At 42.4% G+C, this 13,990-nt stretch carries 9 protein-coding genes; 2 read left to right on the top strand and 7 right to left on the bottom strand.

Annotation, left to right across the window (positions count from 1 at the left end; all coding sequences use genetic code 11):
• Positions 1–3: 3 nt before the first annotated feature.
• From FTU44_RS02700 to FTU44_RS02675, 6 genes are all read right to left on the bottom strand, one after another.
• Positions 4–2,583: an EAL domain-containing protein gene (locus FTU44_RS02700; protein WP_180049420.1), complete on the bottom strand. Its 2,580-nt coding sequence runs from the start codon at positions 2,581–2,583 to the stop codon at positions 4–6.
• Positions 2,584–2,845: 262 nt separating this feature from the next.
• Positions 2,846–3,505 (bottom strand): 3-oxoacid CoA-transferase subunit B, encoded by a 660-nt coding sequence (locus tag FTU44_RS02695; RefSeq protein ID WP_005096908.1) that lies wholly within the window; start codon positions 3,503–3,505, stop codon positions 2,846–2,848.
• Positions 3,505–4,176, bottom strand: a complete 672-nt coding sequence (locus FTU44_RS02690) for a 3-oxoacid CoA-transferase subunit A (protein ID WP_180049418.1) — start codon at positions 4,174–4,176, stop codon at positions 3,505–3,507. Before FTU44_RS02690 ends, FTU44_RS02695 begins: the two co-directional genes overlap by 1 nt.
• Positions 4,177–4,216: 40 nt before the next feature.
• Entirely contained in the window at positions 4,217–5,497 is a 1,281-nt protein-coding gene (locus FTU44_RS02685; RefSeq protein WP_004646972.1) for an MFS transporter, read from the bottom strand.
• Positions 5,498–5,752: 255 nt separating this feature from the next.
• The gene (locus FTU44_RS02680) at positions 5,753–6,952 is read right to left on the bottom strand and encodes an acyl-CoA dehydrogenase (RefSeq protein WP_005096909.1); all 1,200 of its coding nucleotides are present in this window, start codon (positions 6,950–6,952) and stop codon (positions 5,753–5,755) included.
• A gap of 31 nt (positions 6,953–6,983) precedes the next feature.
• Entirely contained in the window at positions 6,984–8,138 is a 1,155-nt protein-coding gene (locus tag FTU44_RS02675) for an acyl-CoA dehydrogenase family protein (RefSeq protein ID WP_005096910.1), read from the bottom strand.
• Positions 8,139–8,642: 504 nt separating this feature from the next.
• On the opposite strand from FTU44_RS02675, the gene FTU44_RS02670 reads away from it, so the two are divergent.
• Entirely contained in the window at positions 8,643–9,479 is an 837-nt protein-coding gene (locus FTU44_RS02670; protein ID WP_005096911.1) for an IclR family transcriptional regulator, read from the top strand.
• Between the two features lie 209 nt (positions 9,480–9,688).
• The gene (locus tag FTU44_RS02665) at positions 9,689–11,401 is read left to right on the top strand and encodes an electron transfer flavoprotein-ubiquinone oxidoreductase (protein ID WP_180049416.1); all 1,713 of its coding nucleotides are present in this window, start codon (positions 9,689–9,691) and stop codon (positions 11,399–11,401) included.
• A gap of 275 nt (positions 11,402–11,676) precedes the next feature.
• Here FTU44_RS02665 and FTU44_RS02660 read toward each other — a convergent pair whose 3' ends face one another.
• Positions 11,677–13,878: an OsmC domain/YcaO domain-containing protein gene (locus FTU44_RS02660; RefSeq protein ID WP_180049415.1), complete on the bottom strand. Its 2,202-nt coding sequence runs from the start codon at positions 13,876–13,878 to the stop codon at positions 11,677–11,679.
• Positions 13,879–13,990: the final 112 nt, after the last annotated feature.

The following is a 13,990-nucleotide window of genomic DNA, read 5'->3' as shown; positions in this document are numbered from 1 at the left end:
GAGTTAATTCAATTTACTATTTTCCATTGCGAGATAAACAGGCTTCAATTCAGTTAAAGGTGCAGGTTTTGCATAAAAGAAGCCTTGTAGCAGATCACAACCCTGTTGATAGAGTAAACTGGCTTGACTTACGGTTTCGACCCCTTCCGCGACAACTTCCAGATCCAGCTGATGGGCTAGATGAATAATCGATTGCACAATTGCAGCATCCTGACCATCGAGGGTCAGCTCTTCAATAAAACTACGGTCTAACTTGATTTGATTAATCGGCAAGCGACGCAGATAACTGAGACTCGAATAACCTGTGCCAAAGTCATCAATGGCGACCTGTACACCTAAAGCACGCACTGCTTTCAAAATTTCTATGGTTCGATCTGCACCATTAATGATGACACCTTCCGTGATTTCAATTTTAAGTAATTCCGGCGGTAATTGACTGAGTTCAAGTGCATGTTCAAGCACCTGCAAAAAGCCTGCTCTACGGAATTGCAAAGGAGAAATATTCACCGATACCGTGATCTGGCTATTGTGTGTCTTGTTCCACTCGGCAATATCTAAACAGGCCTTTTCCAATACCCATTGACCTACACTAATAATTTGCCCAGTTCTTTCTGCAAGTGGAATAAAAATCGCTGGGGAAATATAACCCTGCTGTGGATGGCACCAACGGATTAAAGCTTCTACACCTGTTACCAGTCCAGTTTCAGGATGAACCAGCGGCTGATAGAACAGGTCAAAATTTTCTTGATTGATCGCTTCCATGAGTTCCAGACGCAGATTGGTATAGTCTATTTCTGCGACAGGCTGCATTCTGGTTTTTTCATACCACTGCCACATATTACGACCTTGTCTTTTGGCTTCCTGCATCGCCAAAACAGACTGGTAGATCAATTCAGAAGAATGATGGATCGAACTGTCATCTGCCACAATACCAATACTGGCACTTAAATGTATTTTGTACTGATCAACAATAAACAGCATGGAAAGAAGATCAAGAATTTCTCCGGCGATCGCCTCGACTTCAGTATGCTCATCTGTCCCTGAGAGCAGCAAAATAAATTCATCTTCAGCGAAGCGGCATAGCACATTATTGCCTTGAACAAATTTTTGCAGCCGCTCGCCTACAATTTTGAGAATCTGGTCACCCACCAGATGACCTAAGCTGTCATTGATATTTTTAAAATCATCCAGATCTATATACAGCAAGACTAAAGGTTGTGAGCTCTCGTGCTGTGCTTCAAAAATATTTTCCAGAATCTGTTTGAATGCATACTGGTTCGGTAAACCGGTTAAATGGTCATGGGTATGCTGATGCTGAATATATTCTTCGTGAATACGTTGCTGGGTAATATCTTCCTGAATCCCCAAAAAATGGGTGCAGGTTCCTGTCTGGTCAAAAATAGGACCTATAGTTAAACGATTCCAGAACCAGCTACCATCTTTACAGTAACTTTTTATAGTCACCTGAATTTCTTTTTGTTCTTTGACCGCTTGCTTGAGTAATGCAATCTGATCCGGATCAGTATCTGGACCCTGTAAGAAAAAACAGCTTTGTCCTAATACTTCTGCTGCTGTATAACCGGTGAGCTTTAGAAAAGCCGGATTTACATACACCATTAGCCTTTCTTCAGAGACATCGGTAATAAAAAGACTATTCGGACTGGCCTCTACCCCCCGTTTTAATAATCGTAGAGACTCCTTGTTTTCACGCGATACAGTAATATCTCGGGCAATGCCAATAATACCGGTGACTTTCTGATTTTGAATAATCGGTAAATTGGTCAGATCCAGCCATAAGATATCGCCTGCAACATTATAAATTGGAAGTTCATAATGTTGAGATTTACCTTGCGCCGCTTCTGAAAATGAAACGTTAGCAAGTTCATGGAATTCGGGCGGTATGAAGGCACAATAGTGCTGACCATGGATTTGCGCTTTAGAAAAACCTGTAATTTCTTCGCAAGCAATATTGGTATTAAGCACATGTCCCTGTAGGTCAAGTTCAAAAATAATATCTGGATGATAGGTATAAAATGAGCTGTATTTTTCATTAAGCTCATGTCTTTTTTGACGTTCTTGATCAAGCTCAATTGCCAGAGCAACTAATTTTGCCGCTTGCTGTAAAAGCTGAATATGATGTTCAGTCGGTATTTTCGGTGTTCGATAATAAGTGGCAAACGTTCCGTACAAAATATCTGAAGCATTAATAATCGGCATAGACCAGCAGCTAGACAATTTTTCTGCATTTACCAAAGCACGGTAAGACTGCCAGTTTGGGTCTTTCATTAAATTCGGACTAATGACCAACTGACGTAAGAAAGCAGCTACGCCACACGATCCTTGATTTGGCCCAATTTTCAAATCTTGAATAGCATTACAGTACTCTTTTGAAAAGTGCTGTTTGCCACTTATAACATTTAAAGTTTGGGTGTCATCCTGATAGAGCATAATGGTGACAAGCGCATCTGGAATGCGCGATTCAAGCCACTGGCTAATGACATCGAGGATAGGCTTAAGTTCAGTATGGCGACCAATCAGATTAAAAATATGAAAAATTTCTTGATCATCACAATTATTATTCATTCAGACTATCACCTTCCTTAGCTTCTTAACATTTTAGACTTATTATTAAAATAATCATTAGCAAAAGTTTGTATTTATATCTTTAAAATACGGAAATACGGAAATACGGAAATACGGAAATACGGAAATACGGAAATACGGAAATACGGAAATACGGTCAATATTACGTGTATTTTATAATAATTCTAAAATTTAAAAATCACAGCCGAAGCTGTGATCTAAAACTATACTTTTACTTAATCAGAATATTGCGGACTTATTTTTAGGCTGCTTGTTGACGACTGTCCACTAATTTACAGCCTGTCTGCTGTTGTAATTCTTCAAAGCTTAAGCCATCCACTATTTCAATAACCTGAGCTTGTAGGTCTTTTAATTCAATCACACACAAATCAGTATAAATACGGTTGACACAATGTTTACCTGTTAAAGGATAAGTCAGTTCTTCAACAATTTTTGCCTCACCGTTTTTGGTCACATGTTCCATGCAAACATAGACACAGCGAGCACCCACTGCCAGATCCATCGCACCGCCTACAGCAGGTACAGCATCAGCATTACCGGTATGCCAGTTCGCCAGATCACCATTAATAGCGACCTGAAAAGCCCCCATGATACAGATATCCAGATGCCCGCCTCGCATGATATCGAAAGAGTCGGCAGAATTCATAAAACTGCCACCTTGCAACATGCTTACGAGTTCTTTGCCGGCGTTAATCAGATCATCATCTGCCTGTTCAGGATCACTCAATGCAGCAAAACCTAAAACGCCATTTTCCGAGTGTAGAATTACTCCTTGTTCAGGTTTTAAATAACCTGCTACGCGTGTCGGTAAACCAATACCCAAATTTACAAAAGAGCCGGTTGGAATGTCTTGTGCAACTTTAGCTACAATCTGTTCACGACTACGTTTTTGAATATTCATTATTTAATATCTCCAACCTTGACCACATGCTGTACAAAAATTCCTGGCGTTACAATGATCTCTGGATCAAGTTCTCCCAGTTCCACAACTTGATGGACTTGTGCAATGGTGGTTTTTGCTGCTTTGGCCATGATCGGACCAAAATTCCGTGCTGCCTTACGGTAGGTCAAGTTGCCCCACTGATCTGCCTGATTGGCATAAACCAAGGCATAATCAGCATGTATCGGATATTCCAGCACATAATCTTTTCCATTGATATTACGGGTTTCTTTACCCTCAGCTATTTTGGTACCAAAACCGGTTGGAGTAAAAACAGCTCCTAAGCCTGCACCGGCTGCCTGAATACGGCAGGCCAGATTGCCTTGTGGCACCAGTTCCAGCTCAACTTTTCTGGCTTTATACAGATCTTCAAAGACGGTTGAGTTATTGGCCCGTGGAAATGAACAGATCATTTTTTTAACCAGTCCAGACAACAGCAGATTGGTTAGACCACGATCTCCAGAAGCTGCATTGTTGTTAATAATGGTTAAGTCTCTAGGACCAAAGTCAATTAATGCTTCGATTAATTCTACCGGCTGACCTGCCAGGCCAAAACCACTGGTCATAATGTGTGCACCATCAGGAATTTGCTTAAGTACCGTCTCGATATCCTGCGTGATTTTATTCATCATATTGCTTCCTAGCATGTTCTATCTATATTACGAGTGCAGATTAATCTGCCTTTTGTGGATCAAATAAGCGGTCTTTAATAAAGAAAGCGGGTATCAGGCCGCAAAGAAAATAGGCAATGCCCATAATCAGTAAGCCGGTACCAATTGAGCCTCCTTGAGCAAAATAGCCAATGGTAAGAGGTGCAAACACCGCACCCAGTCGGCCTACGTTATATGCCCCACCCACTGCTGTTCCACGCACTTTGGTGGAGAAGCTTTCTGTCATGTAAGTCGCATTAATACCGTATGGAATACCATAGAGAAAACCGAAAAATAACATCAGCCAGAGGATATTATCCGGCGTATTACCAAAGACAATCACAGGGATAAAAATTGCAGTACCCATAGTGCCGAAAGCAAATACCGCACGACGGCCAATCCGGTCAGCGATAAAACCGGCAATAACTTTGGTACACATCATGATCAGGAAAGTCCCGATCATATACATGGTCATTTCTTTAAACTTGATTCCCAGATCAGTCTCTAAATACGCCGGTAGCCAGTTGCTGACTCCATAATAGCCAAACTGTAAAAATGCGGTACTGAAGGACCAGAGGATAAACATGCGGCGGCTAAGTGCATCTTCAAAAATCATTTTAAAAGTATTTTTTGGTTTTTCCTGCAGAATACCACTGGCTTTTGCATCCAGGCGTGCTTTACGCGCATCTAACCAGGCTTTCGGCTCAGGCACCAAGAAGTACATCGCGAAGGCCAGTACAATTGGAATAATGGCAATATAATAGAGGTATCGCCAGCCAAATTCAGGCAATAGCCATCCAGCCAGAACAGTTGCGACCACCGAGCCTAAAGTCCAGCCAGTCATAAGCGTTGCCAATACTGTAGAGCGATATTTGGTGGGTACATACTCTGCCATGAGTGTGTTACAGGCAATATATAGAGCACCTAGTCCAATCGCAGACGTAAAGCGCAGCCATTTGAACTGATCATAACTTTCTACGAATCCTAACCAGAAGGTTAATGAAGAAAATAATGCAATGGCAATGACGATCACACGAACCCGGCCAAAACGGTCACAAGCCCAGCCACCAAAAAAACCGCCGATAGCCATGCCTGCAAGCGTCCAGCTCCCTAAGGCACCGGCCTGCATATTACTTAATGAAAACTCTTGTTTCAGACTGGTCAGACTGTAGGCTAATAACGCAATATCAGCACCATCAACCAGTAATGCTAAAAATGAGAAAATAAAGGCCAGAATCCAGACTCTTTGCTTGGGTTCGTTTCCACCTTCCACTGGGTGTTGTTGTGAACTGATCGTATCCATAATGCTCTTTCTACTTTTCGGCACTCCTGTGCCTTTTTAAAACGCATATTTCACTTAATTATTTAGGTGAAATATAGAATATTTACTGATCATTACCACACTTGAACAAAGTGGTATGAAGATGATTTTCAAAGTTCTTGATAAATTTTCTCTGCAGAAATCACGTAGCAATACATTGAAAGATGTGATTAAGCACAATTCTTAAACCCGTAAAACAATCTAGCCAGCAATGCTGGCTAGAGGTTGATGTCAGGTTTAGTTGCAAAAGGCTGCAATTCCGGTTTGTGCACGACCTAAAATCAGGGCATGTACATCATGGGTACCTTCATAGGTATTTACCACTTCCAGATTAACCAGATGACGGGCCACACCGAATTCATCGCTAATGCCATTTCCACCCATCATGTCACGGGCCAAACGGGCAATATCCAGTGCCTTGCCGCAGTTATTACGCTTAATTAAAGACGTACCTTCAACTGAAGCAATGCCCTCATCTTTCATGCGGCCAAAACGTAAAGCCACCTGTAAGCCAAGGGCAATTTCAGTTTGCATATCTGCCAGTTTCTTCTGGATCAGCTGATTCGCAGCGAGTGGTCGGCCAAACTGTTTACGGTCCATGGTGTATTGATGCGCGGTATGCCAGCAGAATTCTGCTGCGCCCATCGCACCCCAGGCAATCCCGTAACGGGCACTGTTCAGACAGGTAAATGGACCTTTTAAGCCACGTACTTCTGGAAATGCATTTTCTTCCGGTACAAAGACATTATCCATCACAATTTCACCGGTGATTGAGGCACGTAGACCCACTTTGCCGTGAATTGCTGGAGCAGAAAGCCCTTCCCAGCCTTTTTCTAAAATAAAGCCACGAATGTCACCGACATTGCCTTCAGCAGATACTTCTTTGGCCCAAACTACAAATACATCGGCAATCGGGCTGTTGGTAATCCACATTTTTGCGCCTGTTAAGCGGTAACCACCCTCGACTTTTTTAGCACGGGTAATCATGCTACCCGGATCAGAACCATGATCTGGCTCGGTCAAGCCGAAGCAACCAATATATTCACCGGTTGCTAATTTTGGTAAATACTTTTGCTTTTGCTCTTCAGAACCAAATTCATTAATGGGTACCATCACCAGAGAACTTTGTACGCTGGCCATTGAGCGATAACCTGAATCGACACGTTCAACTTCACGGGCAATCAGACCATAACTGACATAATTTAAACCTGCACCACCATACTGTTCTGGAATGGTTGGGCCTAGCAGACCAAGTTCACCCATCTCACGGAAAATGGCCGGATCAGTTTTTTCATGGCGGAACTGTTCCAGTACACGCGGCATCAGTTTGTCTTGACAGTACGCTGCCGCTGCATCGCGGATCATGCGCTCTTCTGACGTCAGTTGCTGTTCGATTAAAAACGGGTCTTGCCAATCAAATCTAATTTTTGTCGTCATTTTAATATTTCCTTATTTTAAAATTATGAGATTAGGCGGTTGCCTGTTTAATCATTTCACGCGCAATAATAATTTGCTGGATTTGTGTGGTTCCTTCATATAAACGGAACAAACGCACATCACGGTAAAAACGTTCAATTGAATATTCACTGATATAACCCGCTCCGCCATGAATCTGCAAACAGCGATCAGCTACTCGACCACACATTTCAGTGGCAAACATTTTTGCACAAGAGGCTTCAGTCGTAACATTTTGACCAGCATCACGCAGACGCGCAGCATCCAGCACCATACATTTGGCTGCATAAATCTCGGCTTTAGAGTCTGCCAACATACCCTGGATCAGCTGGAAATTCGCAATGGGCTGACCAAACTGTTTGCGTTCCACTGCATAGTTAAGTGCGTCTTCCAGCATACGCTCTGCCATGCCCACGCTATAACCGGCAATGTGCAGACGGCCCTTATCCAGCACACGCATAGCTGTTTTAAAGCCAATTCCTTCTACACCGCCAATCAGCTGATCTTTATGCACTTTACAGTTATCAAAAATTACATCACAGGTATAAGAACCATGCTGACCCATTTTCTTGTCAATTTTACCTAGGCTTAAACCAGGTGTGCCTGCTTCAACTAAAAATGCTGAAATACCGCTAGCACCTTTAATCTCTTGATTGGTACGTGCCATCACGGTAAATGTCGTGGCGCGTGGCGCATTGGTGATGAAGCGTTTAGTTCCGTTTAAAATATAATAATCGCCGTCTTTGACAGCGCTGGTTTTTAAAGCAGCAGCGTCTGAGCCTGAATCCGGTTCGGTCAAACAGAATGAACCAATAATTTCGCCCGTGGCATAACGCGGTAAATATTTCTGTTTTTGCTCTTCTGTACCATCAATTACAATGCCACTTGAGCCAATGCCGTTGTTAGTACCAATTAAAGAGCGAAAGGCAGCCGATGTATGACCTAATTCCATCGCGACCAGAATTTCTTCTTCCATGGTAATGCCTAAACCACCATATTCTTCAGGAATCGTCAGGCCAAACAAGCCCAGCTCTTTCATCTGTTCCACAATATGTTCAGGAATGGCGTTGTTCTCTTCTACTTCATGCTCAAGAGGCACCAGTTCATTTTTTACAAAATCGCGAATCGTTGACAGAAGTTGGTCTAGCATTTCCGGATCACGAATCATATGAATCTCCATGGATATAATTTAGGTAAATTCCTTTACCCTTATTTTTGTTTCGTATTACGAAATAAATAATCATATAAAATCATTTTGAGCAAGTGAAATTATTAAAAATTTTATATTTTAACTAAAAAATGAAATTTTTCTGGTATTCCAGTTAATTTATGTTTAAGATTTAATTTCACGATACGAAATATTTTGATGGATGATTGTTTTATTTATCAGTTTTTTTTGAATAGATAATTAAACCTTTTTTCTTGCTGTAATATTTATCGATCACTGACTCTTTCGGAGAAATCGAAACTTTTTAAATGTGTTGGCTACGTATTAAACCTCAAAAACTAGATGATTTTATATTGTCTTCAAAGTTGGGTAACAGGATTCTTTTCGACCACAAATAATTTCGGCACTTTTTCCTATATTTTATCTTTTGTAGAAGTGTTTTATTTTGTATCGTGAAATTATGTTGCTATCATATTCATTAATTTAACTTTAATTGCCCTGACCATGACAAAAAATAAAACTGGTGAAATTCCCAACTTTGATGAAATCCGTTTAGATCCGATTTCACATATTCATAGAGAAAATAATCCTCAATTTATTGCGTCTATTGCGCGTGGATTGGAAATCTTGCGTTGCTTTTCAGCGACCAATCAATTGCTTGGTAATCAGGAAATTGCACAATTAACCAACTTGCCCAAGCCGACTGTAGCGCGTATTACCAGCACCCTGGTTTCTTTAGGTTATTTAAAACAACTGCCAAATACCACGAAATATCTATTGGATGTTGGCGTATTGGCTTTAGGCTATGCAGCTTTGAGTAATATTTCTGCACGGACTCAGGCTTATCCGTTTATGGAAGAAATGTCACGCTATTCCCAAGCCCCTGTGGCAATGGCTACCCGTGACCGTTTGAGCATGATTTATCTGGAAGTGGTACATACAGAATCGACGCTGACCATGCGCCGCCCTGTCGGTTCGACTTTACCGATTCATAGCAGTGCCATGGGACGCGCCTGTCTGGCAGCGATGGATGTAAAGGAACGCGAATATTTATTTGACGCGATCAAGAAAAGAAACGAAGATCAGTGGCTAACCATCAAGCGTAATCTGGAACGTGCAATCCGTGATTATCAGGATTATGGCTACTGTCTGTCTCTAGGTGACTGGGCAAAAGATGTGAATTCCGTGGCAGTTCCACTAGTTCATCCCAAACATGGAATTTTAACATTTAACTGTGGTGCTCCAAGTTATCTGTTAAACCAAGAAAAACTGGAAAATGAAATTGGACCACGTCTGATTCACATGGTGAATAATATTGCGATGAATCTCAATAACATATAAAAAATTAATCATCAGAGCGACATTAAGTCGCTCTTTTTATTGAATACTCAGTCTACACATCTTCTTACTTTACCCAGAATTTGCCGCAAACCTTTTTTAATGCTGTGAAATAGATAAAGTCCTATTTCAAATAAAAAGATCAAAAATAAACTTCATAACCGATTTAGATAATGCTATAAATATCGTATAGCGAAATTGGATTTTACATTATGGAAGATATAATAAGAGAATCGATGGAGTTTGACGTCGTCATCGTAGGCGCAGGCCCTGCGGGTCTTTCTGCTGCGATCAAAATTCGTCAACTTGCAATTGAAAACAACTTAAACGATCTGTCCGTTTGTGTCGTAGAAAAAGGCTCCGAAGTCGGTGCACATATTCTGTCTGGTGCTGTGCTTGAACCGCGTGCCATGAACGAGCTGTTCCCAGACTGGAAAGAACAGGGTGCCCCGCTGAATGTTCCGGTGACTGAAGATAAAACCTTCTTCCTGCTGTCAGATGAAAAACCACAGGAAGCACCACACTGGATGGTGCCTAAAACCATGCACAATGATGGCAACTATGTCATCTCGCTCGGCAACGTGGTGCGCTGGTTAGGCCAGAAAGCTGAAGAACTCGAAGTGTCAATCTTCCCGGGCTTTGCCGCCTCTGAAATTCTTTATCATGAAGATGGCACAGTCAAAGGCATTCAAACCGGTGACATGGGTATTGGTAAAGATGGCGAACCAACACATAACTTTACCCCGGGTTATGAACTGCATGCCAAATATACGATTTTTGCAGAAGGTTGCCGTGGTCATTTAGGTAAACGTCTGATCCAAAAGTTCAACCTGGACAAGGACGCGGATCCGCAACATTACGGTATCGGCATTAAAGAGCTTTGGGAAATCGATCCTGCCAAGCATAAACCGGGTCTGGTGATGCACGGTGCCGGCTGGCCACTAAATGAAACTGGTTCTTCAGGTGGCTGGTGGTTATACCATGCTGAGAATAACCAGGTGACTCTGGGCATGATCGTAGATCTGTCTTACACCAACCCGCATATGTATCCCTTCATGGAAATGCAGCGCTGGAAAACCCATCCATTGATCAAGCAGTATCTGGAAGGTGGTAAGCGTATTTCTTATGGTGCGCGTGCTGTGACCAAAGGTGGTTTTAACTCATTACCAAAATTCACCTTCCCGGGTGGTTCTTTGATTGGTGATGATGCCGGCTTCCTGAACTTTGCCAAGATCAAGGGCTCACACACTGCAATGAAATCCGGCATGCTCTGCGGTGAAGCGGTGTTTGAAGCGATTGCTGCCGGTGTAGAAAAAGGCGGTGATCTGGCGGTGGCACGTGTAGTGGAAGGCGAAGATTTCTTTGTCAAAGAACTGACCGCGTATACCGACAAGTTCAACAACAGCTGGCTGAAAGAAGAGCTGTATAACTCACGTAACTTCGGTCCTGCCATGCACAAGTTCGGTCAATGGATGGGAGGTGCATTCAATTTCATCGACCAGAACATATTTAAAGTGCCGTTCACCCTGCATGATCTGGTTCAGGACCATGCTGCGTTAAAAACCCAGGCAGCTGAAAGCTTCAAGCCGAACTATCCAAAACCGGATGGTAAGCTGACCTTTGACCGTCTGTCTTCGGTGTTTGTATCGAATACCGTGCATGAAGAGAACCAGCCAGCACATTTGAAACTGACCGATGCTTCAATTCCGGTAGAAGTAAATCTACCGACATGGGATGAGCCTGCGCAGCGTTACTGCCCGGCGGGTGTTTATGAGATCATGGAGAATAATGATGGTTCAAAAGGCTTCCAGATCAATGCAGCCAACTGTGTGCACTGCAAGACCTGTGATATCAAGGATCCGTCCCAGAACATCACCTGGGTAACACCGGAAGGTGGTGGTGGTCCGAATTACCCGAATATGTAAGGTAATTCCTGTGAAGAAGAAAAATATATTTATTTCTCACATTCACATACCCAATCTTGAAGCAGTTAGTACTAACACTTCACTTTAATTTTTTAGGTAATCCCAGTTCCCTCGGGAGCTGGGATTAATAAATTTTTAAATAGAAAAATAGAAAAATAGAAAAATAGAAAAGATTGCATATAGGGTCACAGATAAAAATGGCCTACTCGAAACCGAGTAAGCCATCTTTAAGATTTAAAACAAATGACGAAAAATTTTAGTCATTCTTCTATGGATTATTGCTGAGCCACAAACTTGGCACGCGCTGCATGCAATTTCTTATAGCTGTCAATTAAACGTAGATGACGATCCAGCCCTTCAAGCTGCATGTTGGTTTCGGTCAAACCATAGAAACGGACTGTTCCTTCAATTGAACCTAAAACGGCATCCATACGGGCATCACCAAACATACGACGGAAGTTGTGTTCATAATCTTCCAGTTCCATTTCATCATCCAGAATGACCTCCAGAACGACATTCATGCACTGGTAGAACAGGCCACGTTCAACGGTATTGGTATTGAACTGCAGGAACTGCTCAACCAGATCTTTGGCTTCTTCAAATTGCTGCAAAGCCACATAAATCAGCAGTTTCAGTTCAAGAATAGTGAGTTGGCCCCATTCAGTATTTTCATCGAACTCGATACCGATCAAGGTTTTGATTTCGGTATAGTCATCCTCATCTGCTTCTTCCAGACGCTCAACCAATGCTTCCAATTGTTCATCATTCAGACGGTGCAGATTCAGGATATCTTCACGATATAACAAAGCCTTGTTGGTATTGTCCCAAACCAGATCTTCTACCAGATAAATTTCCGAATAGCCCGGTACCAGAATACGGCAAGCTGTTGCACCTAGATGCTGATACACCGCCATATAAACTTCATGGCCCATGTCTTCCAGAATCGTGAATAATTCCTGAGCTTCGTCCGCATTCGAATTTTGAGCGTTATTAGTAAAATCCCACTCGACAAAATCATAATCTGATTTCGCGCTGAAGAAACGCCAAGACACTACACCGCTCGAGTCGATAAAATGCTCAACAAAGTTATTCGGTTCAGTCACTGCATTGCTGCTAAAAGTTGGTTTTGGCAGATCATTCAGGCCTTCAAAACTACGGCCTTGTAACAACTCAGTCAGACTGCGTTCTAATGCCACTTCAAAGTTAGGATGGGCACCAAATGAGGCAAATACACCACCGGTACGTGGGTTCATCAAGGTGACACACATGACCGGGAACTGACCGCCTAAAGAAGCATCCTTGACCAGAACCGGGAAGCCCTGTTCTTCCAGACCTTTAATGCCTTCAACAATTTTTGGATATTTTGCCAGAACATGCTCAGGCACATCCGGAAGTGTGAGTTCACCTTCCAGAATTTCACGTTTTACCGCACGTTCGAAAATTTCAGACAGACATTGTACTTGAGCTTCAGCCAGCGTATTCCCGGCGCTCATCCCATTGCTCAGGTATAAGTTTTCAATCAGATTGGACGGGAAATAAACGGTTTCACCATCAGATTGACGTACAAATGGCAATGAGCAGATGCCACGAGCCTTGTTCCCAGAGTTGGTGTCATATAAATGTGTACCCAATAATTCATCTTCAGGATCATAAATTTCACGGGTATGTTCATCTAAAACTTCTATAGGTAGTTCGCCATTCGGACCTGGCTGGAACCATTTTTCATCTGGATAATGCACAAATTCGGCATTGGCAATATCCTCACCCCAGAACTGGTCGTTATAGAAGAAGTTGCAGTTTAGACGCTCAATAAATTCACCCAAGGCAGATGCCAGCGCACTTTCTTTGGTCGAGCCCTTACCATTGGTAAAACACATTGGCGACTGCGCATCACGAATATGCAATGACCAGACATTCGGCACGATATTACGCCAAGACGCAATTTCAATCTTCATGCCAAGGCCTGCCAGAATTGCAGACATATTGGCAATGGTTTCTTCCAGCGGAAGGTCTTTACCCGGAATGAAAGTCGTATGATCAGAAGCCAGACTTGGCATTAACAAGGCTTGAGCATCTGCATCGATGCTTTCGACTTCTTCAATCACAAACTCAGGGCCAGTCTGGATCACTTTCTTGACCGTACAACGGTCAATCGAACGTAAAATGCCCTGGCGGTCTTTTTCTGAAATATCAGCTGGCAGTTCAACCTGAATTTTAAAAATCTGTTTATAACGGTTTTCAGGATCGACAATATTGTTTTGTGACAGGCGAATATTTTCGGTCGGAATATCACGTGCTGCACAATATACTTTGACAAAGTAAGCTGCACAAAGTGCCGATGAGGCCAGAAAATAATCGAATGGACCGGGTGCAGAACCATCGCCTTTGTAACGAATCGGTTGATCGGCAATCACCGTGAAGTCATCAAATTTGGCTTCTTGGCGCAGATTGTCGAGATAATTGACCTTGATTTCCATGTGGACACCTAAATGTTCTTATGTGCCGCCATGGACAAATAAGATGCTGAATCTGAATGTACAAGCCGAATCACGCAGGAGAACTTGACTTAAAAATAAATCAGGGTAATAA

The organism is Acinetobacter sp. YH12105, assembly GCF_013419095.1.
GTDB classification, from domain to species: domain Bacteria; phylum Pseudomonadota; class Gammaproteobacteria; order Pseudomonadales; family Moraxellaceae; genus Acinetobacter; species Acinetobacter pseudolwoffii.
The sequence above is the reverse complement of the archived record's forward strand: the minus strand, read 5'-3'. Positions and strand labels throughout refer to the sequence as shown.